The organism is Xenorhabdus indica (assembly GCF_014467235.1).
Classification (GTDB): Bacteria; Pseudomonadota; Gammaproteobacteria; order Enterobacterales; family Enterobacteriaceae; genus Xenorhabdus; species Xenorhabdus indica.
Genome location: NZ_NKHP01000002.1, coordinates 26,438 through 50,599, shown reverse-complemented (window position 1 = coordinate 50,599; position 24,162 = coordinate 26,438). Strand labels below are relative to the sequence as shown.

Annotated in this window: 24 protein-coding genes; 9 read left to right on the top strand and 15 right to left on the bottom strand. The window is 43.6% G+C overall.

The features are described from left to right. The first annotated feature begins 991 nt into the window (after positions 1–991). Together murQ and murP are read left to right on the top strand one after the other, a co-directional pair. Positions 992–1,897 (top strand): N-acetylmuramic acid 6-phosphate etherase, encoded by a 906-nt coding sequence (murQ, locus tag Xind_RS01915; protein WP_187649451.1) that lies wholly within the window; start codon positions 992–994, stop codon positions 1,895–1,897. A 43-nt stretch (positions 1,898–1,940) separates the two neighbouring features. Next, positions 1,941–3,404: a PTS N-acetylmuramic acid transporter subunit IIBC gene (gene murP / locus Xind_RS01910; RefSeq protein WP_187649362.1), complete on the top strand. Its 1,464-nt coding sequence runs from the start codon at positions 1,941–1,943 to the stop codon at positions 3,402–3,404. Position 3,405: 1 nt separating this feature from the next. Here murP and Xind_RS01905 read toward each other — a convergent pair whose 3' ends face one another. Beyond that, positions 3,406–4,011, bottom strand: a complete 606-nt coding sequence (locus tag Xind_RS01905) for a LysE family translocator (RefSeq protein ID WP_047680791.1) — start codon at positions 4,009–4,011, stop codon at positions 3,406–3,408. 159 nt (positions 4,012–4,170) lie between these two features. On the opposite strand from Xind_RS01905, the gene Xind_RS01900 reads away from it, so the two are divergent. The 3 genes from Xind_RS01900 to crp all read left to right on the top strand — a co-directional run bounded on the left by Xind_RS01900 (position 4,171) and on the right by crp (position 6,413). Then, entirely contained in the window at positions 4,171–4,389 is a 219-nt protein-coding gene (locus Xind_RS01900; protein WP_047680788.1) for a YheU family protein, read from the top strand. A gap of 117 nt (positions 4,390–4,506) precedes the next feature. Next, positions 4,507–5,376 (top strand): phosphoribulokinase, encoded by an 870-nt coding sequence (locus tag Xind_RS01895; protein ID WP_047680785.1) that lies wholly within the window; start codon positions 4,507–4,509, stop codon positions 5,374–5,376. A gap of 404 nt (positions 5,377–5,780) precedes the next feature. Continuing rightward, a complete protein-coding gene (crp, locus tag Xind_RS01890; RefSeq protein WP_004240730.1) occupies positions 5,781–6,413 on the top strand; it encodes a cAMP-activated global transcriptional regulator CRP in 633 nt (210 codons plus the stop codon). A gap of 194 nt (positions 6,414–6,607) precedes the next feature. Here crp and Xind_RS01885 read toward each other — a convergent pair whose 3' ends face one another. Beyond that, positions 6,608–7,183: an aminodeoxychorismate synthase component II gene (locus Xind_RS01885; RefSeq protein ID WP_038269479.1), complete on the bottom strand. Its 576-nt coding sequence runs from the start codon at positions 7,181–7,183 to the stop codon at positions 6,608–6,610. 330 nt (positions 7,184–7,513) lie between these two features. Beyond that, entirely contained in the window at positions 7,514–8,083 is a 570-nt protein-coding gene (gene ppiA / locus Xind_RS01880) for a peptidylprolyl isomerase A (RefSeq protein ID WP_187649361.1), read from the bottom strand. 392 nt (positions 8,084–8,475) lie between these two features. Here ppiA and yihA point away from each other — a divergent pair, with 392 nt between their 5' ends. Further along, positions 8,476–9,099 carry a ribosome biogenesis GTP-binding protein YihA/YsxC gene (gene yihA, locus Xind_RS01875; RefSeq protein ID WP_187649360.1) on the top strand — a complete coding sequence of 208 codons (624 nt, stop codon included), beginning with the start codon at positions 8,476–8,478 and terminating at the stop codon, positions 9,097–9,099. Positions 9,100–9,208: 109 nt separating this feature from the next. Here the strand turns inward: yihA and spfP are convergent, their stop codons facing one another. From spfP to Xind_RS01860, 4 genes are all read right to left on the bottom strand, one after another. After that, complete coding sequence (spfP, locus tag Xind_RS24715) at positions 9,209–9,256, bottom strand: small protein SpfP (RefSeq protein WP_438361642.1); 48 nt, start codon at positions 9,254–9,256, stop codon at positions 9,209–9,211. A gap of 282 nt (positions 9,257–9,538) precedes the next feature. Further along, on the bottom strand, positions 9,539–12,349 hold the full coding sequence (gene polA / locus Xind_RS01870; protein WP_187649359.1) for a DNA polymerase I: 2,811 nt from the start codon (positions 12,347–12,349) through the stop codon (positions 9,539–9,541). Positions 12,350–12,740: 391 nt separating this feature from the next. Next, complete coding sequence (dsbA, locus tag Xind_RS01865; protein WP_047680773.1) at positions 12,741–13,364, bottom strand: thiol:disulfide interchange protein DsbA; 624 nt, start codon at positions 13,362–13,364, stop codon at positions 12,741–12,743. A gap of 17 nt (positions 13,365–13,381) precedes the next feature. After that, a complete protein-coding gene (locus Xind_RS01860) occupies positions 13,382–14,359 on the bottom strand; it encodes a serine/threonine protein kinase (RefSeq protein ID WP_072032501.1) in 978 nt (325 codons plus the stop codon). Positions 14,360–14,603: 244 nt separating this feature from the next. Here Xind_RS01860 and mobA point away from each other — a divergent pair, with 244 nt between their 5' ends. Continuing rightward, positions 14,604–15,206, top strand: coding sequence for a molybdenum cofactor guanylyltransferase MobA (gene mobA, locus Xind_RS01855; protein WP_047680767.1), 603 nt, complete (start codon positions 14,604–14,606; stop codon positions 15,204–15,206). Next, positions 15,203–15,751, top strand: coding sequence for a molybdopterin-guanine dinucleotide biosynthesis protein MobB (mobB, locus tag Xind_RS01850; protein ID WP_047680764.1), 549 nt, complete (start codon positions 15,203–15,205; stop codon positions 15,749–15,751). Before mobA ends, mobB begins: the two co-directional genes overlap by 4 nt. 5 nt (positions 15,752–15,756) lie before the next feature. Here the strand turns inward: mobB and Xind_RS20805 are convergent, their stop codons facing one another. The 8 genes from Xind_RS20805 to lsrA form a co-directional block, all read right to left on the bottom strand. Next, on the bottom strand, positions 15,757–16,005 hold the full coding sequence (locus tag Xind_RS20805) for a hypothetical protein (protein ID WP_246432446.1): 249 nt from the start codon (positions 16,003–16,005) through the stop codon (positions 15,757–15,759). Between the two features lie 25 nt (positions 16,006–16,030). Further along, the gene (locus Xind_RS20800; protein ID WP_246432445.1) at positions 16,031–16,432 is read right to left on the bottom strand and encodes a class I SAM-dependent methyltransferase; all 402 of its coding nucleotides are present in this window, start codon (positions 16,430–16,432) and stop codon (positions 16,031–16,033) included. A 351-nt stretch (positions 16,433–16,783) separates the two neighbouring features. Beyond that, positions 16,784–17,083: a (4S)-4-hydroxy-5-phosphonooxypentane-2,3-dione isomerase gene (gene lsrG, locus Xind_RS01840; RefSeq protein ID WP_047680758.1), complete on the bottom strand. Its 300-nt coding sequence runs from the start codon at positions 17,081–17,083 to the stop codon at positions 16,784–16,786. 1 nt (position 17,084) lies between these two features. After that, a complete protein-coding gene (lsrF, locus tag Xind_RS01835; protein WP_047680755.1) occupies positions 17,085–17,969 on the bottom strand; it encodes a 3-hydroxy-5-phosphonooxypentane-2,4-dione thiolase in 885 nt (294 codons plus the stop codon). Between the two features lie 44 nt (positions 17,970–18,013). Continuing rightward, entirely contained in the window at positions 18,014–19,051 is a 1,038-nt protein-coding gene (gene lsrB, locus Xind_RS01830) for an autoinducer 2 ABC transporter substrate-binding protein LsrB (RefSeq protein ID WP_047680753.1), read from the bottom strand. Positions 19,052–19,107: 56 nt separating this feature from the next. Beyond that, positions 19,108–20,121, bottom strand: coding sequence for an autoinducer 2 ABC transporter permease LsrD (gene lsrD / locus Xind_RS01825; protein WP_187649358.1), 1,014 nt, complete (start codon positions 20,119–20,121; stop codon positions 19,108–19,110). A 7-nt stretch (positions 20,122–20,128) separates the two neighbouring features. Continuing rightward, positions 20,129–21,151: an autoinducer 2 ABC transporter permease LsrC gene (lsrC, locus tag Xind_RS01820; protein WP_420856057.1), complete on the bottom strand. Its 1,023-nt coding sequence runs from the start codon at positions 21,149–21,151 to the stop codon at positions 20,129–20,131. A gap of 5 nt (positions 21,152–21,156) precedes the next feature. Continuing rightward, complete coding sequence (lsrA, locus tag Xind_RS01815; protein WP_276511044.1) at positions 21,157–22,752, bottom strand: autoinducer 2 ABC transporter ATP-binding protein LsrA; 1,596 nt, start codon at positions 22,750–22,752, stop codon at positions 21,157–21,159. Between the two features lie 284 nt (positions 22,753–23,036). Here lsrA and lsrR point away from each other — a divergent pair, with 284 nt between their 5' ends. Then, positions 23,037–24,104 (top strand): transcriptional regulator LsrR, encoded by a 1,068-nt coding sequence (gene lsrR, locus Xind_RS01810; RefSeq protein WP_187649356.1) that lies wholly within the window; start codon positions 23,037–23,039, stop codon positions 24,102–24,104. Positions 24,105–24,162: the final 58 nt, after the last annotated feature.

Here is a 24,162-nt window from a genome sequence, read left to right as displayed (position 1 = left end):
TTTTAATCACACAAATTAATAATAAAAACTAAGAAAAGCATATCAAACTAGTTTACTCGTATAATGACACAACCCATAGTTTATTCATGTATTCTTATAACAAAATCCATCCATTCTTTATCACTAATTCATATTTAACGCTTATCACGTGTTAATCTTAAAATACATCCATCTACGTAATATAATTTATAACCCATTAGAAGAAAATAAATTACAAAAGGTTTAATTATCAAAATCCGAGTAAAACACAACTTTTATAAAAACTTATTTTTAGAGTAATATTACCTATATAATATACCTATCCTTATTTCAAGTTTCTAATTTTTTGGATATAGGAACATTCTGTATTTACATATTATTGCACAGGTAAAACATGCTGGAATTTTCGTATAAAGGAAAGTATCGATTGAACATTAAGATAATCACTCAATGAAATATTAGCTAAGCGGCTTTAAAACCATTGATTAATTCAGGTATGTCCGCTCTCGTTGGAGCCTTGATCTTTTCGTATTACAAATCAAAAAAATAGCTAATGTGAAGATTTCAATCAGTACCCTGTATCGGTTTTTCTGTAAAAACAAGGTAGATATACACTTTAACCCGAAGATCGGCTCAGACTGGTACTTCAAAGGCCAACAAAAACGGTAACCCGAAACCATTGTTGCCAACATATGTGGCAGCTCATCAAAAGAGTTAAGATTTTCTTGAATGCCGATTCAGCGACTACTTGGAAAGGAATAGGAAATATGAATGTCTCATAAGTTAGCCTGATGCCATTAACCAATGGATGAGATATTTAAGAAAATAATCACTTTTCTTTATCAGGCAAATCATCAATTCTTTATGAATATGGTGTTTACGATTACTCTGAATGGACAAAGTAAATAAAAAAACAGTCTGAAAGATGAAAGTTATATTATGTGATCAATGCGATAATTCAGTATTTATGAATTACCTAAAATCATTCCATCACATGTAGCAGGAAAAAATGATGAAAATCGATCTGAATAATCTGGTGACTGAAAGCCGTAACCCCGCCAGTACTCATATTGATGAGTTATCAACACTCGATATGCTCCGCGTTATCAATGATGAAGACAAAAAAGTCGCCGTTGCAGTTGAGCAGATACTACCTCAGGTTGCTCTTGTCGTTGATAAAGTTGCAGAAGCTTTACGTCAGGGTGGACGCTTAATCTATAGCGGAGCAGGAACATCAGGTCGATTAGGGATTTTGGATGCCAGCGAATGTCCGCCAACCTACGGCACCAAACCGGAACAAGTGGTCGGTTTAATTGCTGGCGGGCATCAAGCCATTTTCAAAGCCGTCGAAAATGCGGAAGATAATCGGCAACCAGGCGCAGATGATCTTAAGGTACTACACTTTAATGAAAAAGATGTGCTGGTCGGAATTGCCGCCAGTGGCCGGACACCTTACGTGTTGGGAGCAATGGAATATGCTAAATCAGTAGGAGCAACTGTCGCTTGTATCAGTTGCAACCCTGACAGTCCGATGACCCAACTGGCTGATATCGCTATCACTCCCATTGTCGGGCCAGAAGTTGTAACAGGTTCCTCCCGTATGAAAGCAGGTACAGCGCAAAAACTGGTGCTGAATATGATCACGACAGGAGCCATGATCCGTACTGGTAAGGTATATGGCAATTTGATGGTGGATGTGGAAGCCACTAATGCTAAGTTAGTTGAACGACAAAAAAATATTGTCATGGCTGCTACTGAGTGCAGCAGGGAGACGGCTGAACAAGCCCTGAACGCCTGTAACGGTCACTGCAAAACTGCAATTGTGATGATTCTATCGGGGCTCAGTGCCGAAGAAGCCAGAATATTATTAACAGAACATCAAGGGTTCATCCGGTCAGCGATTTCAACTGCTCGATAATCATTACTTTTTCTTTGTGGAAGATAAACCGCAGGGGTGGTACGTGACTAAAATTAATTCAGATATGCTGGTTGAAATTCTTCACGCTATTGGTGGAACAAGTAATGTCATACATAGTGGCAACTGTATGACTCGTCTGAGATTGACGTTACGTGATAATTCGCTGGTCGATAAGGCTAAACTGAAGCTAATTCCCGACGTTCTGGGGGTCATTGAAAGTCATGAACAACTCCAGATTGTCCTTGGCCCCGGTAAGGCTCAAACAGCAGCGGAGATGATGAATGAACTATTAAGTTCTGCTGAGCATCCGGCCTCTGAACATCTTTCAACAAAACATCACTCGGCAAATTTGAAAGAGATTGCCTCTTCCAATAAAAAACACCTCAAAGAGAAACAAACCCGTTCAATCCATAAATTCCTTACCAAATTTGCTACCATTTTTACTCCTCTGATCCCCGGATTTATCGCTGTTGGTCTACTATTAGGCCTTGCCACTCTGCTGGAGCAAATTTTCATTCAGGGTGTTACACAACTTAACGCTGTATTGGTTGAAATGATCGGCTATATGAAAATTTTCAGCAAAGGAATGTTCACTTTCTTCAGTATCTTGATTGGTTACAACGCTCAGAAGGCTTTTGGCGGTTCAGGCGTTAATGGGGCCATCATCGCTTCCCTGTTTATTTTGGGTTACAACCCTGACTCCCTCAGCGGCTTTTATTCTGGTATCAACAATTTCTTTGGCTTTCCCATCGATCCACGGGGAAATATTATCGGGGTATTGATTGCCTGTATTCTGGGAGCCTGGGTTGAGAAGCAGATCCGTAAGATCATGCCTGCTGACCTGGACATGATCCTGACCTCTGCTATCACGCTGCTTGTTATGGGCGCGGTTACTTTTATTGTGATTATGCCAATAGGCAGTTATCTGTTTGCAGCAATGTCATGGCTTTTCACTAACCTAAATGGTAATCCATTCGGTACAGCCATTTTGGCGGGGCTGTTCTTGATCGCTGTGATGTTCGGTGTACATCAGGGGTTTGTGCCAGTCTATTTTGCTCTGGTAGAAACACAAGGGTTTAATTCCCTGTTTCCGATTCTGGCAATGGCAGGAGCAGGGCAAGTAGGCTCTGCGCTGGCGCTATATATCAGAGCCAAAAAAGATTCGTTGCTACGCACTCAAATCAAAGGAGCTATCATACCGGGCTTTTTGGGGATCGGTGAGCCCTTGATTTATGGTGTAACATTGCCTCGCATCAAACCTTTCGTTACCGCCTGTTTTGGTGGTGCTGTTGGTGGTTTTTTTATCGGCCTGATTGCCTGGTGTGGATTGCCCGTCGGCCTAAATACGGTTTTCGGCCCCTCCGGTGTAGTTGCCCTGCCCTTAATAACATCCCAGACAGGCATTTTCATGGGCATGGCAGTATACGGTGCAGGGCTAATTGTTTCGTATATCAGCGGCTTTATGCTGACATTTTTCTTTGGCAGCAAGGACATTGACTTAAGCTGATTCAGCTCACCCAGATCAATGGTACACAAGCCGCGGTCAAAAGCCCCATCACGATATTGAAAGTAAACCATGCGGTGCGGCTTTTTAACAGACGGCCAATCATAGCGCCCAAAATAAGCCATACCATTCCGGTGACTGTATTACACAATAGCATCACCACGCTGATGACCAGAATGGAATGGATATATAAATCCCCTGCTAAACTGTAGCTGCTGATAGCCCCTAACCCCATCATCCATGCTTTCGGGTTCAAAAACTGCAATAACCAGCCTTGATGACCTTTAATGGGTATCCCAAGGGATTGTGTAGCCTCCAGCCGTTTGTATTGTGCCGTCACCGTCTTCCAGGCCAGCCACAGTAAATACAGGCTACCGAGCACCTTCAATCCGGTGTGTATGGCCGGATACACCAGCAGTAACGCCGCAATACCAAAAGCAGACAACAACAGGACAGATTGCATCCCAAGAACAATCCCCAACAATAGTATTAACGAGCGGCGGAACCCAAAGTTGGCACCAGATGATGTCAGTAACATATTGTTCGGGCCGGGCGTGATTGCGGAGATAAACATAAATGTGCTAAGTGAGAATATCAGGCTGGCGGTCATGACGTGCTTTATCCCTCAATTATTGACATTTCCTTTCCAAGAAAATAGCAGTATGTTATTTAACATACAAGGCCAGTTAACAATGAAAGTTAAACTCAAAAACAACCTCAAAACTAAGCAATACCAGCAGCTAATATAATGTGATATGGAGCGACCACAATGATTATCCCGTGGCAACAAGTAGAACCCGATACTCTACTCAGCTTGATCGAAAGTTTTGTCTTGCGGGAAGGCACCGACTACGGTGAACGCGAAAAAACATTGGAACAAAAAGTACAGGATGTAAAACGCCAGCTTGAGCGGGGTGAAGCCCTGCTGGTCTGGTCTGAATTGCATGAGACTGTCAATATCATGCCTAAGGAGATGTTCCGTCCATAGTTTCATATCATTTCCGGCTCAATAGCATTTCATTCAACATCTGTTTGTTTTATTGGCCTGATACTGCTGATCGCGAGAACGATCATCCCAATTTTTATGATAAGGAGTCTGTTTCTTATGTCTGCCAAACACCCTGTCATTGCCATAACCGGCTCTAGCGGAGCCGGAACGACAACCACCAGTGTGGCATTTCGCAAGATTTTCCAACAACTCGGCATCACTGCCGCACTTATCGAAGGGGATAGTTTCCACCGTTATACCCGCCCTGAAATGGACGCAGAAATACGTAAAGCGAAAGAACAAGGCAGGCACATCAGTTACTTCGGGCCAGAAGCGAATGATTTCCATATGCTGGAGAAGACATTCTTTGAATATGGGGAAACAGGTACTGGCCGCTGGCGGAAATATCTGCATACTTATGATGAAGCTGTTCCCTACAACCAAGTACCGGGTACATTCACACCCTGGGAATCACTACCATCAAACACCGATATGCTGTTTTATGAAGGGTTACATGGTGGTGTTGTCACACCGCAATACAATGTCGCCGAATTAGTTGATCTGCTAATTGGTGTTGTCCCCATCGTCAATCTTGAATGGATACAAAAGCTCATTCGTGATACCAGTGAACGCGGGCATTCAAGGGAAGCGGTTATGGATTCCGTGGTTCGTTCAATGGATGATTATATTCGCTATATTACGCCACAGTTTTCCCGCACTCACATCAACTTTCAACGCGTTCCTACTGTTGATACCTCCAACCCCTTTTCCGCCAAAGCTATCCCTTCTCTGGACGAAAGTTTTATCGTCATCCGCTTCCGTGGTCTGAGCCAAATCGATTTCCCTTATTTACTGGCCATGCTTCAGGGTTCGTTTATTTCCAGTATAAATACTATCGTCGTTCCAGGTGGAAAAATGGGACTGGCAATGGAGTTAATTATGGCTCCGTTAGTTCAACAATTACTGGAAGGCAAAAAAATTTCCTGAATTAAGCACAAGTTAATTATCAATAACACAGGTAACAAAAAATAATGTTACCTGTGACAAAACACTAACTATTCACCCACTTATAAATGAAAATGTAGTAAATGGTATTCTGCAAACAGATTTCTGGTAATTTATTAACTGGTTTTATATGCTGAAGCGATACAGGAGAAGACAGAAAAGTTTTCCTGTGTTACAAACAGAGTTACAAGCGAAGCTGGCAGGTTTTATGAGGCTGGATAACTACACCAATATGTTAGCATCCTTATAAACCTATATAAAATTCTTACTTGTCGGTTTTTCAGCAAGTTAATATGTTAATCTATTGACTTTATAAAGCCGGCCTGATGAGAAACTGTCAGTTTCTCAGAACATAAAGGCGGAAATAACAACAGAGGATAAAGCGAATGGTTCTCGGCAAGCCACAAACAGACCCTACTCTTGAATGGTTTTTGTCACACTGCCATATTCACAAATATCCATCCAAGAGCACGCTTATTCATCAAGGCGAGAAAGCAGAAACGCTTTACTACATTGTTAAAGGTTCAGTTGCTGTTCTAATAAAAGATGAAGAAGGTAAAGAAATGATCCTCTCTTATTTAAATCAGGGGGATTTCATTGGTGAACTTGGATTGTTTGAAGAAGGGCAAGAGCGTACTGCATGGGTGCGGGCTAAGAGCGCCTGTGAAGTGGCTGAAATTTCCTATAAGAAATTTCGCCAGTTAATTCAGGTTAATCCTGACATTCTGATGCGTTTATCCGCTCAGATGGCAAGCCGCTTACAAACAACATCGGAAAAAGTCGGAAACCTGGCATTTCTGGATGTGACAGGTCGTATTGCACAGACATTGCTCAATCTGGCCAAACAGCCTGATGCAATGACCCATCCTGATGGTATGCAAATCAAAATTACACGTCAGGAAATTGGGCAGATTGTCGGATGCTCCCGTGAAACAGTCGGCCGCATTCTGAAAATGCTGGAAGATCAAAACCTGATCTCTGCGCACGGCAAAACGATTGTCGTTTATGGAACCCGCTAATTCCTGAAATTGCGCTTGAATTAGGCCAGTGCAGCCCATAGAGCACTGGCTTTTTGCTTTCCTTCCTCCAGCTTTTCTCATCCTTAACAAAATGAAACCCGCTGGTGCATCATTTAGTCATATAACCTGCCCACAGGTGCTTCGTAAAAAATGGCCGGAAACAACAGCCAAAAGAAAGATTAAATCGTTCTTCGTTAATATTTAAGAAAATTATTCAACAGTTCATGCCCTTGTTCACTCAGGATGCTTTCCGGATGGAACTGCACGCCTTCCAAGGGGAGAGTACGGTGGCGTATTCCCATTATTTCATCCACATTACCATCATGCTGGCTCCATGCTGTAACTTCAAAGGAAGCAGGTAACGTTTCTGCGGCGATGACCAAAGAGTGATAACGGGTCACTGTCAGCGGACGATTCAAGCCCTTAAATACACCTTGCTGGTTATGGTGAATTAAACTGGTTTTTCCGTGCATCACCTCACGGGCTTTAACAACACTCGCGCCAAAAGCCTGGCCAATCGCCTGATGTCCGAGACACACCCCAAGAATTGGCAATTTCCCGGCAAAATGCGAAATGGCTTCCAGTGAGATCCCTGATTCATCTGGTGTACAAGGCCCCGGAGAGATCACTAAATGAGTCGGTGCCAATTTCTCGATATCTTCAAGCTGTAATTCATCATTACGCTTAACTAAAACACTCGTCCCTAACTCACAAAAATATTGATATAAATTGAATGTAAAAGAGTCGTAGTTATCTATTATTAATAACATAGGAGTTCATCCTACTGATTTTTATAGTTTTATATATTGCGTTGTCCTATCGGACATTATGCGTTCTGTATCACGGTAAAATTAGGTAAAGCAGCACCAACGGTAGCGGGACTGTCATCATACCACATAGGCATTTTTAAAATAGGGGCAGGGATTACCGCCAGACAGCGGCACATATTCACAGTGAGATCTTTTTCGTGTGAAAACGATAGAGGAGTGAGAAAGGGAGACGGCACTTTAAAAACCCTGAAACTTCAAAAAGTGTAATAACAGGCCAATACCGTCTCATTCTCTATTTTTCAGGTAAAAAAAGGGGTTTTCTCATCAAGGTTATTGGGAAACAACCTTTGCAGAAAGGATCACAATCGGTTTCACAGGAACATTTTGGTAAGGCCCAACATTTTCTGTTTTGACTTGAGAAATTTTGTCAACCACATCCATCCCTTTCACTACCTTACCAAAGACGGCATAGCCGAAATCACGCTGACCGTGGTCAAGAAAAGCATTATCAGTCACATTAATAAAAAACTGACTGGTTGCACTATCCTTATCTGCGGTGCGCGCCATTGCAATTGTTCCACGCAAGTTACGTAATCCATTATCAGCTTCATTTTTGATTGGGGCTTTGGTTACTTTCTGTTTCATATCTTTTGTAAATCCCCCTCCCTGGATCATGAAACCGGGAATAACGCGATGGAAAATCGTATTGTTATAAAAACCCTCATTCACATACTCAACGAAATTCTTTGTGGTAATCGGTGCCTTATTGCTATCCAGTTCAAGCTCTATTTCACCTGCTGATGTCACCAGCTTCACGTGAGTTTCAGCAGCCAATGCTGGAGCAGCCATCACACTGATAGCACATGCCGTCATAAGCGACACAAAAATACGTTTAAACATTGATGGTTCCTTTATTCTTGAGGTCAATAACAAAACCCATAAAACTCATTAAGTGTAATTCCCTATAGCGCTAAGTTGCAAAGATTTACCAACTTTTACGAGCAATTATGAGTTTTGCTAAAGAATATCTATCTAAATAGATATTATATTCTCATATTTTGGGTAGAGTTTATTTTTGGAATAGCGTCTATCTTGGTGTTCTTTCATACATATTAGGCAGGAAAAAGTTGCAGAATATTCTTTACTACGTTAGGCAAAAATAATTTCAGTCAAAAAGTAAAAATATGTCGTAATAGAAACATCACGATAAAGTTACACCTGTCCACAAGCCGTTGCTCTCGGTATAATCACCGCGCTGTTTTTTTTGTGTATTCCGCAGGGAGATAACCATTTTGACCATCAAGAACTACAACTATCATATGACCCACTTTGTCACGAGTGCACCTGACATTCGCCACCTGCCTCAAGATGTGGGCATTGAGGTCGCGTTTGCCGGTCGGTCAAATGCCGGTAAATCCAGTGCACTGAATGCACTGACCCGGCAAAAGAGCCTTGCCCGTACCAGTAAAACTCCCGGACGAACTCAATTGATTAACCTGTTTGAGGTGGAAGAAGGCATACGCCTCGTTGACTTACCGGGTTATGGCTATGCACAAGTACCGGAAGAAATGAAACTCAAGTGGCAGAGAGCATTGGGCGAATATCTCCAGAAACGTGAATGCCTACAGGGGCTGGTGGTATTGATGGATATTCGTCATCCACTCAAAGATCTGGATAGGCAAATGATTGAATGGGCCGTCGTGATGCAGGTGCCAGTCATGATACTACTGACCAAAGCCGATAAACTGGCATCAGGGGCACGCAAGAGCCAATTAAACAAAGTACGTCAGGAATTGGCTAGGCTGGAAGGCGATATTCAGATCGAGAATTTCTCTGTTCTGAAAAAAATCGGCATAGACCAACTTGAACAGAAACTTAATAGCTGGTTCAGCCAGCCCACTATTGAAGTGAAGTAATTTTGAAGTGAAGTCATTTCCACCTTTTCCCTTCTCATCTTCTGCAACAATCGTAAATCACGCATAAAAAAACGCCCCAGTCAAAAGAGATGACTGGGGCAGCTAATATTCAGCTAAATCCGATTACGTGAAGTAAAAGGTCTGAAAGATAGAACATCTTACCTCTGTACCCTACGCCGATAACTTTACCCTATTTTTTTTATCAACAAAAGATTTTTTTGTAATTAATTTTCAATAAATACCTCGATTTAGCCACAATTATGTGATCAATCTCTGTCATTACACCATTTTTCTTGTAGTTTAATTACATATTTGTGGGATCTGGATCTAATCTCAAATCTGATCAAAATTCTTGTCTCACGCCCCTTCACAGTATAATAAAGAAAGCCACAGTGCATTAAATGCACTGTGGCTTTCATAAAAATTATTCAATTAAAGATTAGTGAGCCTGATCCCAATTCTCCCCGACCCCCACATCAACTTTCAGAGGGACACCAAGCTGCATACTTTTCTCCATCAACTCTCTGATTTTCTGTTCCGCGATAACCAGCTCTGATTCATGTACTTCAAACACCAATTCATCATGAACCTGCATAATCATACGCACATTCGGTTGTGCAGTGACGATCCAGTCATCCACCGCTATCATAGCCAATTTGATAATATCTGCTGCCGTTCCCTGCATCGGGGCATTAATGGCCTCACGCTCAGAAGCCTTACGACGCATGGCATTGCGCGATTTGATATCTGGCAGATACAGACGACGGCCTTCCAGTGTCTCAACAAATCCGTTCTCAGCAGCCTGTTGACGAGTGCGGTCCATATATTCCCGTACACCCGGATAACGCTCAAAATAGAGTTCCATATAACGCTGAGCTTCCCCACGCGAAATACCCAATTGACGGGACAAACCAAACGAACTCATGCCATAAATCAGACCAAAGTTAATTGCTTTCGCGCTGCGGCGCTGTTCGCTGGTAACTTGCTCCAGTGGCACACCAAAAACTTCTGCGGCCGTAGCACGGTGAATGTCTTTGCCTTGTGCGAAAGCATCCAATAATCCCTTATCCTGTGATAAATGCGCCATAATCCGCAACTCAATCTGCGAATAATCCGCAGCCATGATGCGATAACCCTCTGGTGCAATAAAGGCCTGGCGAATACGTCGCCCTTCTTCATTACGAACAGGAATATTTTGCAGGTTAGGATCACGGGAAGAGAGACGCCCGGTTGCTGTCACTGCCTGATGATAAGAGGTGTGAACCCGTTGAGTCAGTGGACTGACCATCAGCGGCAATTTATCGGTATAAGTCGATTTCAGTTTTGCCAGCCCACGGTGTTCCAAAATAATTCTTGGTAACTCGTGATCTTCTGCCAGCTCTTCCAGCACTTCTTCATTCGTGGAGGGAGCACCATTTGGCGTTTTTTTCAAAACAGGCAGATTCATTTTTTCAAACAAGATGACCTGCAATTGTTTAGGTGAAGCAAGATTGAACTCTTCTTCAGCCAATGCATAAGCGGCTTTTTCCAGTTCGAGTAAACGTGCCGTAATCTTTTTCGAATGTTCCGCTAACGTATTAGCATCGATCAAAACGCCTGTCCGTTCCATGCGAGAAAGTACAGGAATCAACGGCATTTCGATGTCCTGGAAAACTTTTTTCAGTGCCGGCACATTTTCTAGTTGTGGATACATAGCCTGATGCAACCGCAAGGTAATATCTGCATCTTCCGCAGCATATTTTGCCGCCTCTTCCAGTGGAATCTGGTTAAAAGTAAGCTGTTTTTTACCCTTGCCCGCAATTTCTTCAAAAGTCGTGGTTTTATATCCCAAATGACGCTCAGCAAGGCTGTCCATATCATGCCGTCCTGCGACACTGTTCAGGACATACGATTCCAGCATCGTATCAAAAACAATACCATTCAATGCCACACCGTGGCGTTCCAGTACACCACGATCAAATTTCAGATTCTGACCAATCTTCGGCAGGTTGGCATCTTCCAACAGCGGTTTCAAGGCCGTAAGCACTTCATGCAAATCCAACTGTTGTGGCGCGTCCAGATAATCGTGTCCCAACGGCAGATAAGCGGCTTCAACACTGGATTCCCCTTTTGAAGATTGGGGCACTGCAACAGCAAAAGACATTCCAATCAGATTGGCAGTTAAAGTATCAAGTCCGTCTGTTTCAGTATCAAACGAAAATACGGGTGCCTGTTTCAGTTTCCCAACCCATTCATCAAGAGATTTCTGATCAAGGATAGTCTGGTAGCTTTCGGGAGAAATATTCGCTACGGCTGCGGTGGATTTGTTTGTCGTGCTGGTTGTTGGCTTTTGCCCGCTTTTCTCTGACGGACGGCTTTCTAACCAACTGCCATTTTGTACAACGCTCAACCAGCGTTTAAATTCATAGTGACCGAACAGCGCCAATAATTCATCGTTATCCGGTGCGGAAACCGTAAGATCCAGACAGGTTTTATCCAGCTCAACGTCGGTTTTAATGGTCGCCAACTGATAAGAGAGGTAAGCAACTTCTTTATGCTGCTCCATTTTTCCAGCCAGCGTTTTTGCACCACGGAAACTGAGTGTCACAATCTCATCAAGTCTGGCGTAGATCTCATTCAATCCACCGATGCCCTGTAACAATCCCAGTGCCGTTTTCTCTCCAACCCCCGGTACACCCGGAATGTTATCGGAAGAATCCCCCATCAATGCAAGGAAATCGATAATTAATTCCGGCGGAATACCATACTTTTCAATGACTTCATCCGGTCCCAAAATGGTGTTAGTCATGGTGTTGATCAGCGTGATATTAGGCGTCACTAACTGAGCCATATCTTTATCGCCTGTGCTGATCAAAACGGAATGCCCCTCTTTTTCTGCCTGCAACGCCAATGTACCAATGACGTCATCTGCCTCAACCCCCGGCACAACCAAAATTGGCAGTCCCATTGCCTTGACCATTTTATGCAGCGGCTCAATCTGCTCACGTAAGTCATCCGGCATCGATGGACGATGAGATTTATATTCAGCAAATAATTCATCACGGAACGTCTTACCTTTGGCGTCAAATACAACCGCCACATGGCTAGGCTTATATTGCAGGATTAAACTGCGCAGCATATTCAGTACACCATACATGGCGCCTGTCGGTTCGCCTGCACTGTTTGTCAGAGGAGGGAAAGCATGGTATGCACGATAAAGGTATGAAGAACCATCAACCAAAATCAGGGGATTATCTGCTATCTGTACCATAAAATTGTCTTCGTCGTTCTGTAGTATGAATAAAGAATAGAATGCCATACTGTGCAGTCATAGACGAATTTTGCGATAATTTTCTCGTTCTGTTACCTATGTCCTCTATATGTCCTGACAAATATTCTGATAAATAAATTGTGGATAACTTTGTGCACAAAAAATTGGCACATAAAACAGATTTATGTTTATCCATGTTAAAAAGGAATAACTGAGAGTAAAAATCAATGAATTACGTCAAATATTATGAAAGTATTGCAACTACTTACAAATCACTGACTTGTGGATATAACCGGAGTTTATGTTATGAAAGGCGGTTTTTAGCAAGTATTGTGCCAGTCTTATAGTAACAGGCACAATACTTGTATCATTTTATATTAATAGTGACGGCCTATTTTTTTGTTACCAGATAATTCACAACATCAGAATATTGTTTGGCATAATCCTGCGCAGATTTAACATCCATTCCGCCATTGTTAATCATATATTTACCATTGACGAAAGTTGCCGGAACACCTTGCAGTTGCAAAGCTTGAGCCGCCTGGCGTTCTTTAGCTGCCACAGATTTCACTATGAAACTATTTAATGCTGCATCATATTCTTCACCAGGAACACCTGCTTTGATAAAAGCATTACGGATATCAGCCTTAGAGATGATAGTCTGAGTTTTCTGGATACCATCAAACAGAATCGGCGCTACTTTATCCTGTACTTTCATTACGATAGCAACAGCCCAGGCATCTGTCAGATCTTTACCCAAAGGACCCAGAAAATCGACATGATAACGTTCATGGGTAACGCCAGCAGGCAGGTTTTTCTGAATCGTACCAGGCACATGATAAATATTTTCAAACTGGTAACAGTGTGGACAATAAAAAGAGAAAAACTCTAAAACCTGAGGTTGATCCGCAACAGGATCTTTTAATGCAACATATTGCTTGCCTTCAGAGAAGCCAGAAGCGCTGGCATTAAATGCCATAAACACTCCCACCAATGCGAACCAAAATTTTTTCATCGTGTTCTCCAGAAAAATTAATACATCGGGGTTAACTGTAAGGGTGGTTCCTGCAACAACTGGATTTGTTCAGAAAAAAGATTTATCTGCTTATGCCAGAAGTCACCATCAGCCATCCACGGAAACGCTTTTGGAAAAGCCGGATCTTGCCAGCGACGAGCAACCCATGCCAGATAATAGACCATCCGCATTGCCCGCAGTGGCTCTATCAACGCCAGTGTTTTCAAGTCAAACTCTGCAAATTGGCCATATGATTCAAGCAGGATATCCAATTGGATCCATCTTTCCTGCCGTGAACCATTAAGTAACATCCATAAGTCCTGAATAGCCGGGCCATTGCGGGCATCATCAAGATCGACGAACCACGCCTCATCACGCCACAGGATATTACCAGCATGACAATCGCCATGCAGCCGCAATACCTGCCAATCAACATTCCATTGTGCTTCCACAGCCTTGTTCAATTCATCCAGTGCAGTAAGGAAAGCGGCTCTGCGTCTGTCGGGGATGAGATCGCATTCTGCCAAATATTGATATGGCTGGTATAAATATTCATTGAGACTGATAGTTGGACGGGCAGAAAATGTTTTCTGGTAACCGACTTGATGTATTTTACCCAACAATCGCCCTACATCTTCCAACTGTTCAAAATTATCAGCTTCATACTGCCGTCCACCTACGCTAGGAAAAATGGCAAAAAAGAACCCGCCATGCTCCAATACCGTCTGTCCATCAATAACCATTGGCGCAGCAACCGGTAAATCTGCTTGCTGCAAGGCCAGTGCAAACTCATGTTCCTCCCGAATTTGCTGCTGGCTCCAGCGTTGAGGACGATAAAATTTCACGACATAACGTTTACGGTTTTCATCCATAAACTGATAAACTCGGTTCTCATAGCTATTCAATTCAGTTAAGCCAGAATCAACATACAAACCAGACTGCATCAAAGCATCCATTATTAAGTCCGGCGTAATATTTTGGAAATTAAAAGCCATTGTTTCTGTCACAACTCAGTTCTCTCTTTCATCAATCTTTAATTATCATACCTTGTGTGTACAGTCCTCAGCCAGCTTCTATACAGTTCTTACAACAAGAAGAATGATTAGGAGAAAAAATTGGTCTGTTAACAAGAGTAAGAGTTATACTCCCTAATTCCTGTGATGTATTGTTACATATTGATTTACAAGGGTTATATAACCAAATATAAAATATTTCATGACCAAGTATCAGGTGATTTCAATGACGTATCCAAAAATCAGTGGTGCAATTCTGGCTGGAGGGCTATCCACTCGTATGGGAGGAAATGATAAAGGACTATTACAATTTGGTGGCATACCATTATACCAACACATAGCAACAAAATTGCAGCCACAAGTTCATGAACTGTTAATTAATGCCAACCGTAATCAGTCGGTTTATCAGCAGAGTGGTTACCCAATTATACCGGACATTATCACTGATTTTTCTGGGCCACTGGCAGGAATGCTAGCGGTATTGAAGAAAGCGATTAATGAATGGGTTATGTTTGTCCCTTGTGATGTGCCGGATTTCCCTGATGACGTAGTAGCAAAACTTTGGCGCTATAAACAACACTCATGGGCGGCTTATGTACATGATTGCGAACGCGCCCATCCGACATTGGCTCTGATGCACCGCAGCCTGATACCCAGATTAGAAAGCTATCTTGCGTTGGGAGACAGAAAGCTGATGTTCTTTATGCAGATGATTAAAGCAAAGGCGGTCTATATCCCGAATCCCACCGCTTTCACCAATTTGAATACACCAGAAGAGTGCCAACACTGGCAATGCCAGCATTGGGAATGTCTTCGGGAGTCAGCATGAATCAAAGTACCTTCCCACCTAACCTGCCATTACTGGGAATTACCGCCTACAGTGGAACCGGTAAAACAACCCTGCTAAAACAGGTCATTCCTCTGTTATGTCAGCAACAAATACGTGTGGGATTGATCAAACACACTCACCATAATATGGATATCGATAAACCGGGTAAGGATAGTTACGAACTGCGTAAAGCGGGTGCAGCACAAACATTAGTTGCCAGCCAGCAGCGCTGGGCGTTGATGGCAGAAACGCCTGAATTACCTGAACTGGATCTGCACTATCTTGCCAGCCGATTTGATACAGATTCTCTGGATTTAATTCTGGTTGAGGGTTTCAAGGACGAAGCCATTTCCAAAATTGCGCTGTATCGGCATGGATTGAATCATTCCTTTGAGGAACTGATTGATCCCCATGTGATTGCCATTGCCAGCGATATCCCGCTGGCTACCTCATTGCCGCGGCTTGATATTAATCGACCAGAGCAAGTGGCAGAGTTTATTGCAAAGTGGCTTTCATTAATCCCGTCAACAGAAACAGAGACATAAAATCATCAGTAGTAGCAAATGATACCGGTGTTAAGGTTATTATGTTGAAAGATATCCCAAAAACCTTCTGGCTGGGATTCAATTTCACTCTCCAGAAGATTTGCTTCTTTCCACTCGAATTTACTGAATCCGGCTTTCTTAATAGCCTGTTCATAACTTTCACGACTCCATTGATAGAATGTGAAAGGACTAGGGGGTGTGCTAAGAAATTCAGCCTGATAACGAAAACCGCCTTTCCATGATTCTTTATTCACGATATGTATACCATATCTATCAAAGTTACTTACTTATTTCCAATCGATAATCAGGTGAAGTCATATATGCCACTAATTTACCAGAGGGCTTAAGATGTCGGGCAGCCGTCTGAAACATAGTTTCCAGCTCTTCGACCGATGCAGCATAGTTAAACAGCCAAATAGCAGTGACGAGATCAAACTTGCCAAATGATTCCATTTTACCAACATCTCGCACATGAAACTCCAGGCCATCACCATATTGTTTCAACTTTGCCTTAGCAAGTTCTATCATTTTTTCCGAAATATCTATCCCTACAACCTTTGAAGCCCCTCGCTTATATAATTTCCGGCTAAAATAACCATATCCACAAGCCAAATCCAGAATTGATTTCCCATTCACATCACCCACCACATCTAAGACAAAACGAGCGTCCAATATACGCAATGCACTGTTTTCTATGTAATTATCATAACTCTCTCCAATAGAATCATAATTTGTTTTTTTTCTTTCATAAGTATTAACCCCTGATAAACGGATGTTAGAATTACCTTAATATAGATAATATCAATCAGCCTAAAGAAATATTAATTTTAATTGAAAAATTATTAATTCCGTATATCAATATTATTACCGATAACTATATTTATTTTTAAATAAAATAATACCCATTAAATAAAGAAAAACCAAAATATGAAAAACATATAACTGGAAAATATTTCGGTTTATTATCGATAGTGCAACGCCCCCGATAACCAGCTCAAGGGCGTTATTCCTGCTTGATAATTTATCTTTTCCTTACTTCCCTTCCGGCATCAAACCAATAAACGTGGTTTTTTGCCGTGGCTCACTCATCAGTGATTCCAGTTTTTCAACACAACGCAGGTAATGCGGGGTTTTCTTATGCGCTGCGACTGCGGCTTCATCGGTATAAGCTTCGTAGATATAAAAACGAGTCGGGATTTTTTCATCTTGTAATACATCAAACCGCAGATTACCCGGCTCTTTCACCGAGCCAAGGTGATTATCGCGAAATACCTGGATAAATTCGTCGATCTTGTCGGCTTTGACATTAATCTCCACTAATGTGACGTGCATATTATTCTCCCTTCGCTTTTTCACTCAGGAACAATTCATAAGCCTGAGCAGGCTTCTCATTACAATGTACAACTGCCTGAACGGCTTTCAACATTGCTACCGGTGCTTCTGATTGGAAGATATTACGCCCCATATCAACACCGGATGCGCCTTGATCAATCGCCTGATAGCACATCATTAACGCATCCAGCTCAGGCAGTTTCTTACCTCCCGCAATAACAATCGGTACAGGGCAACCTGCGGCAATCCGCTCAAAACCAGTATCGACATAATAGGTTTTAATGATATTTGCGCCCATCTCCGCTGCAATTCGGGTTGCCAGAGAGAAATAACGTTGGTCACGAACCATATCCTTACCGACACCTGTCACCGCCATTGTTGGCATCCCATAACGCGTTCCCTGATCCACCAGCTTGATAATGTTTTTGATGGACTGATGCTCATATTCTGAACCGATATAAACCTGCGCCGCGACTGCACAGACATTCAGCCGCAGCGCATCTTCCATCGCTACCGCAACGGCTTCATTAGACAGTTCAGTCAAAATGGAATTCGCACCAGATGCGCGCAGTACTACAGGTTTATTTGTCGCGGGCGGAACCTGACTACGCAAAATACCGCGTGTACACATCAGCACATCGGTGTGTTCAAACAGTGGAGCGATATTAATATCAATACGTTCCAGCCCTGTTGTCGGCCCTTGAAAATAACCGTGATCAAATGCCAACATGACCGTTTTATTGGTAGCGGGATTGAAAATCCGCGATAAGCGGGATTGCATTCCCCAATCCAACGCGCCACAGCCTTTCAGTTCAAACAATGTATTCTTTTGCGGTGTATCAATGCCAAAATCTTTACCATCTTTGATATCATCTAAATCTGCCATTTCTCCCTCCGGAAGGTTACAACGCGAAATCTATCGGATATGAATCAGAAGTCGTATTGGTTAATGTTTTCTTTGGTAAAAATCACACGCTCCGGCATTACAACAATGCCATTGCCTTTCGCTTCATAGCTGTATCCCTGAACGCTGTTCGGTGAAACCTCAAGTGTGCCGATGTCAGGAATAACCAATTTATCCCCCACATTCAAATTGCCTTTTTTCAGCATTTCATTGGCAACATGAACCGCTATCTTGCCCTGCTTCACCACATCCCACAGGGCGAACTGTTTGACGGTGCCGTTTTCTACATAAGGGCGCATCACATTCGGCGTACTGAATCCAACAATCGCCACATCCTTACGTTCCAGGTTTTCCGCTGCCTGTGCCGCCGCAGGCAGCGCATTGGCATCAGGAGCAATAATTACATCCAAATCACGCCATGCTTTCAGAATACCTTCCGCTGTCTGTAAAGACTTGGCAGCATCGTTATAGCCAAATTGGGTAGTCACAACGTCCCAGTCGGGATATTCCGCTGCAATCTTGGCTTTCGCTTCCTTCACCCATTGGTTTTGATCTGTCACTGTGGGGCTGGAGTAGAAAAACGCTACTTTTGTTTTATCCTTTTTCACTGCATGATCTTTTTTCACTTGATTGGCAGCCATTTCTACCAATATCCCACCCAGTTGTTTTGGCGTTCCCTGATCGATATAGATAGAACGGCACTCTGGCGCAGTATCTGAATCCCAGGTCAACACTTTCACACCACGCTGCATGGCGCGTTTCAGTGCCGGACATAAACCATCCGGTGATACTGCCGACACCACAATCGCGTTGTAACCCTGATTAACAAAATTATTGATGAGCTGTACCTGCCCTGCCACACTTGGCTCAGTCGGGCCATCGTAAGTAACAGCAATCCCCAAGTCTTTACCCGCAGCCTGTGCTCCTTGTCCGCCACTGGTAAAGAACCCGACACCAACCAGCTTCGGAATAAATGCAATTTTGTCAGCAGCTTGTGCCCAGGAAACACATACCAGACTTAACACACTCGCCAAAACCAGTTTTTTTACTATCGATGTTTTCATGACTGTCTCCACTCTTTTCTATTTCAGGAATAGTTCAGGAATCATTCAAGAATAGCTCACTGAAAAACCGCAGCCCGCCAACGTTGCCAGCAATCACGAATTTGATGGCGATGCAGTGAAACAGAGCGTCCGACCACAGCCATAATCAGCAAAGCACCAGATAACGCGCTAGATATCTGGTTTGGGATACCCGCCATCTGTAGCCCCTGCTGCAAATAACCCACCAACAGGACAGCTAATGCGGTGCCAATGATAGAGCCAGAACCGCCGTAAATATTAGCTCCCCCCAACACCGCCGCAGTGATAGCTGGCATCAGAAATGAGCTGCCCAAGTCAGCGCGAGCTGAACCGAAATAAGACACCAAAACAATCGCAGCCAGTGCAGAAGCTAACCCCGTTAGGGCATACAACAGGCACAGGGTTTTATTGACAGGAATTGCAGCATAACGGGCGGCGCGGCTATTTTGCCCAATCAGAAAGACATTGCGTCCATAGTGAGTACGGTGCATGAACAGCCAGAGCCCGATGACACAAACAGTAAAGATAACTAACGGTACAGGCAGTTCCAGCAATGTCAGGTTAGCGAAATCAGTAAATGCAGCCGGAAAACCGCCAATGCCTTCATAACCTGTCGCCCCCGATAACCCGGACAGTAATAATGCACTGCCACCGAACAGGTACATTGTCCCAAGAGTAATAACCAGAGGATTAACGCCGGTGTAGAAAATCAGCCCGGCATTGATCAAACCACAGAGCACTCCTGTAATCAGCGTCAAAGGAAGAGCAACAACCATCGGTAGCCCGGCCTGATTCATCATCCCCAATACAATGGCACATAAGCCGATAATCGCCCCAAACGAGATATCAATCCCACCGCTGACAATTATCATCGTCAACGGTAAAGCGACGATACCAATACAGATAAAATCGCTGGTGCTGAACAGCAATACATTAATATCCAGCATCCGTGGATTTGCTATGCCAAATAACAGGATTTCCAGAGCCAACAGAACAGCAAGAGCCGTTTCCCAACCATAACGTTGTCGCCCATGCTTTTTAAGCGCATTCATATTATGACTACCTCCTGTTTTCTGCTGCTGAATCTTTAACAGAATCATTATCTGGCTTGAGGAAACGGGCATAACGTTGCTGACGTAAGTTCTTTGCAACGGCACTACGCAATCTGCCATCAAATACCAACACTGCCAGCAGAACCAGACCCGCAATAAAATCGTTCCACCATGCCGGCAGTCTGAGTAATACCAGCACGCTATCTATTTGCGTCAGAAAATAAGCACCGAAAATTGCTCCTGTTACCGTTCCCATCCCACCGAGCAAACTAATTCCCCCCAAAACACAGGCAGCTATTGCTTTCATTTCCAACCCGTTCCCGGTCTGATTTGGGATAAAACCAATCTGGGCGACAAATACAATACCTGCCAATGCTGCCATTACGCCATTCGCGGCAAAAGCTGTAATACGGATACGACTAATAGGTACACCAAGCTGACGAGCACCTTGCAGATTGTCGCCCGTGGCATAGAATCCACGACCAAAATCCGTCATCCTCAACACCCACGTCATTGTCAGAACCAGTAATATCAACAACCATCCAATGGGAGAAATGCCGAATAAGATTGGATTAGCGAGCGCTTTCACATCCGCAGGTAACCCCTCAATCCATTTACCGCCTGTCAGCAGCAGCATCAAACCACGATACAAACCTAGCGTACCTAACGTCGCGACAATGGCCGGAATTTTCAGCCATACCACCAGCACACCATTTACCAAGCCTGCCATCACACCGGTCAATAGTGTTATCAGGCAGGCTACCGATAATGGAAAACCCGCATTGAGTGACATTCCCAATACAACAGCACACAACCCCATTGTTGAACCAACGGAGACATCAATATTGCGGGTGAGCATTACCAGCGTTGCCCCCATCGCCAATAACATCAGGATTTGCGCATTAGAGAAAATCATCGTGATGGTCTGGAAATTGAAAGCATGGTGCTCCAGACTTCTTAATAGGAGAAACAATCCTAAAATGGCAATCAGCGCAGTGACTTCACGATTGTTCTGAATAAAGTTTTGGATAAACTTCAGCATGATGCCCTCTCGCCATTTTCCTGTTCACCAAAAGAAAGATGCATAATCGCATCCACACTCATGCTGGATTTATCAAGGTGACCACAAATTTCTCCGTGGTGCATAACCAATACCCTATCCGCCAACTGTACGACCTCATCAAGATCAGACGAAATCAGCAGAACTGCCACTTGCTGGCTGGCAATGTGATGTATCAGTTGATAAATTTCATGGCGTGAGCTGACATCAACACCACGTGTCGGCTCATCAATAATCAAAACGACTGGCTTTGCTTCCAGGCACTTGGCAAGCAGAATCTTTTGCTGATTCCCGCCTGACAGGGTACGCGCAGGTTGGCTGGCATGACGGTAACGAATATTGAGCGCCCGGCGATAACGCTCAAGCACTGCGGTATCATAAGCAGGACGAACCCAAAACGTGCTTTGGTTATGGATCAGTGAACAAACATTCCAGCTCAGGGGAGCATCAAGGAACAATCCCGATGCCTGTCGATCTTCTGGCAGATAAACCAGACCACATCGCAATCGTGCTGCTGTATCCAGTGGATTGAGACTCTGTTGGCGCAAACGGATCGCGCCACTCACAACAGGCCGCAATCCGTATAACGCTTCTGCCAGTTCTGTACGCCCTGCTCCAACAACACCTGCCAAACCAACAATTTCTCCCGCCTTCAAAGTCAGACTGATATCACGAAAACCTTCGCCACACAGGGAAATCACGTCAAGTACCGGAGCCTGAATATTGCTATCGGATAAATAATTAGCAGCATCTAACCACAGTTTCTGTGTATCTGTTAATGCAGAAACCCTTGCCTCTGGTGTAATTGCCTGAATAATTGTTTCAGTTGAAAAATCCACAGTCGGCCCACTGAGTGCGATTCCACCATCCCGCATAACACTGACATAGTCAGCAAGCTGGCGAATTTCAGGTAATTTATGGGAAATAAAGATGATCCCCACTTGTTGCTGTTGCAACTCCCGTACCCGTTCAAACAATCGTTCTGTTTCCGCGGGAGTCAGAGAAGCCGTCGGTTCATCAAGGATCAAAATGCGGGAATTTCGCATCAAACCGCGCATGATTTCCACCATCTGTTGATCGGCCACATCCAGACTGCCGGCTGGTGCACTCAGATCTAACCGACAATTCAGTTGTACCAACAATTGTTGCATCCGGCTTTTGCTGGCTTGATGCTTAGGCAGATAAAACAGAATATTTTCCTGAACAGAAAGGTGGGGAAATAACAAAGGTTCCTGTGGTACTAGATAAATACCTAACAGATGGGCTTTGGCAGGTGTCAAAGGGTTAATGGTATTTCCTTCCAACATCAGTGTTCCGGCATCCGGCTGCTCAAGACCTGCGATGACTTTCATCAACGTCGATTTACCTGCCCCATTTCCTCCCAACAAAGCATGAACTTGCCCCGACATCAGAGTGAAATCAACCTGTTTCAACACCACCAAACCGGAAAATTGCTTACTGATCCCCCGGACAGCCAGAAGCGGTGGCATATTGGCAGCATGTTTTTGCGATGAGCGTATTGGCAATGAATGCTTTTGCAATGAATTACTAGCGGAATTGCTTTGTGACATCACGCTACCTCAGGGTGTTTATATGATTTTCGCTGCTGTACCTTATTGCTGTTTTCCGTTTGTGACCCCGGATACTTAACCTGAATACCGATATGAACATTTATTTTTTTAAAAAACTTTTGTTCATGACTCTAATCCATAATCTGAATTTTTTGCAATATTTCGATCACATTTTGTGAAAAAGTTAGATCTTCATTAAAATATGTTCAATTTTTCGCGGAATACCTCTGGTACACCAGAGGCTTTCATGCTTAATTCTTTTCCAGGGGATTAAAGAAGTTGTTATGACGAACAAATCAAACAAGAAAAAATCAGTTTCAGAGAAAGACGTGTCATCCGGGGAGTTTTATTATCCGGGTAATAATTCGGGTAATAGCTATGCAGGTAATAACTATGCAAGCAATAGCTATACAGAAAACAGCTATCCAGGAAACAGCATGAGTGAAGAAGAACTACTGGCACGTGTTGCCTGGTTTTACTATCACGATGGTCTGACACAAGGGGACATCGGTGAACTGCTTGGCCTGAGCCGTCTTAAGGTCTCCCGTTTGCTGGAAAAAGGGCGGAAATCCGGTGTGATCCATGTTCAGATCAACTCACGCTATGAAGGATGTCTGGAGCTGGAAGATACCCTTAAAAAACACTTTAACCTCAATAAAGTACGCGTCTTGCCAGACCTTGAAGGGATTAATCCGAATACCCGGCCAGGCACCGGGGCCGCTCATCTGTTGATGTCACTGATTGAACCTCGCCAACTTTTGGCTATTGGTTTTGGTGAAGCCCCCATGTGTACTTTGCAACATCTGAGCGGTTTTATTTCTTCCCAACAGATCCAGCTAGTGACGCTATCGGGTGGCGTTGGCCCTTATATGACAGGTATTGGTCAGCTTGATGCAGATTGCCCTGTCAGTATTATTCCTGCTCCACTCAGGGCATCAACCCAACAAGTCGCAACAACATTCCGCGAAGAACGCAGTGTGCGGGATGTGATACTTACCGCCTGTGCCGCCGATATCGCAGTAGTCGGTATTGGGGCAATCAACCAGAGACAACAGGCAACGATTATGCGTTCCGGTTATATCAGTGATGGGGAACAATTGATGTTTGGACGCAAAGGGGCGGTGGGAGATATTCTCGGCCACTTTTTCAATACCGAAGGGGAACTGGTCGATGATATCGACATTCATCAGGAACTGATTGGTCTCACCTTGTCTGAGCTGAAAACCATTCCGAACGTGATTGGTGTCGCTGGTGGTATTGAAAAAGCCGAAGCTATTGTTGCTGCATTAAAAGGAGGCTATATCAGTTCGTTGGTCACGGAAGAAAAAACCGCAAGGGCTATGCTGATGTGATCGTCTAATCATTTATCCCCAACAGATTAGGGGATATCCCCTGTGCCATATCGTAGTC

Excerpts from the sequence above, each read along its gene's own strand:
- murQ (WP_187649451.1), top strand. The coding sequence starts at position 992 with ATGAAAATCGATCTGAATAATCTGGTGACTGAAAGCCGTAACCCCGCC.
- Xind_RS01905 (WP_047680791.1), bottom strand. The coding sequence starts at position 4,011 with ATGACCGCCAGCCTGATATTCTCACTTAGCACATTTATGTTTATCTCC.
- Xind_RS01900 (WP_047680788.1), top strand. The coding sequence starts at position 4,171 with ATGATTATCCCGTGGCAACAAGTAGAACCCGATACTCTACTCAGCTTG.
- Xind_RS01895 (WP_047680785.1), top strand. The coding sequence starts at position 4,507 with ATGTCTGCCAAACACCCTGTCATTGCCATAACCGGCTCTAGCGGAGCC.
- crp (WP_004240730.1), top strand. The coding sequence starts at position 5,781 with ATGGTTCTCGGCAAGCCACAAACAGACCCTACTCTTGAATGGTTTTTG.
- Xind_RS01885 (WP_038269479.1), bottom strand. The coding sequence starts at position 7,183 with ATGTTATTAATAATAGATAACTACGACTCTTTTACATTCAATTTATAT.
- ppiA (WP_187649361.1), bottom strand. The coding sequence starts at position 8,083 with ATGTTTAAACGTATTTTTGTGTCGCTTATGACGGCATGTGCTATCAGT.
- polA (WP_187649359.1), bottom strand. The coding sequence starts at position 12,349 with ATGGTACAGATAGCAGATAATCCCCTGATTTTGGTTGATGGTTCTTCA.
- dsbA (WP_047680773.1), bottom strand. The coding sequence starts at position 13,364 with ATGAAAAAATTTTGGTTCGCATTGGTGGGAGTGTTTATGGCATTTAAT.
- Xind_RS01860 (WP_072032501.1), bottom strand. The coding sequence starts at position 14,359 with ATGGCTTTTAATTTCCAAAATATTACGCCGGACTTAATAATGGATGCT.
- mobA (WP_047680767.1), top strand. The coding sequence starts at position 14,604 with ATGACGTATCCAAAAATCAGTGGTGCAATTCTGGCTGGAGGGCTATCC.
- mobB (WP_047680764.1), top strand. The coding sequence starts at position 15,203 with ATGAATCAAAGTACCTTCCCACCTAACCTGCCATTACTGGGAATTACC.
- lsrG (WP_047680758.1), bottom strand. The coding sequence starts at position 17,083 with ATGCACGTCACATTAGTGGAGATTAATGTCAAAGCCGACAAGATCGAC.
- lsrF (WP_047680755.1), bottom strand. The coding sequence starts at position 17,969 with ATGGCAGATTTAGATGATATCAAAGATGGTAAAGATTTTGGCATTGAT.
- lsrB (WP_047680753.1), bottom strand. The coding sequence starts at position 19,051 with ATGAAAACATCGATAGTAAAAAAACTGGTTTTGGCGAGTGTGTTAAGT.
- lsrD (WP_187649358.1), bottom strand. The coding sequence starts at position 20,121 with ATGAATGCGCTTAAAAAGCATGGGCGACAACGTTATGGTTGGGAAACG.
- lsrA (WP_276511044.1), bottom strand. The coding sequence starts at position 22,752 with ATGTCACAAAGCAATTCCGCTAGTAATTCATTGCAAAAGCATTCATTG.
- lsrR (WP_187649356.1), top strand. The coding sequence starts at position 23,037 with ATGACGAACAAATCAAACAAGAAAAAATCAGTTTCAGAGAAAGACGTG.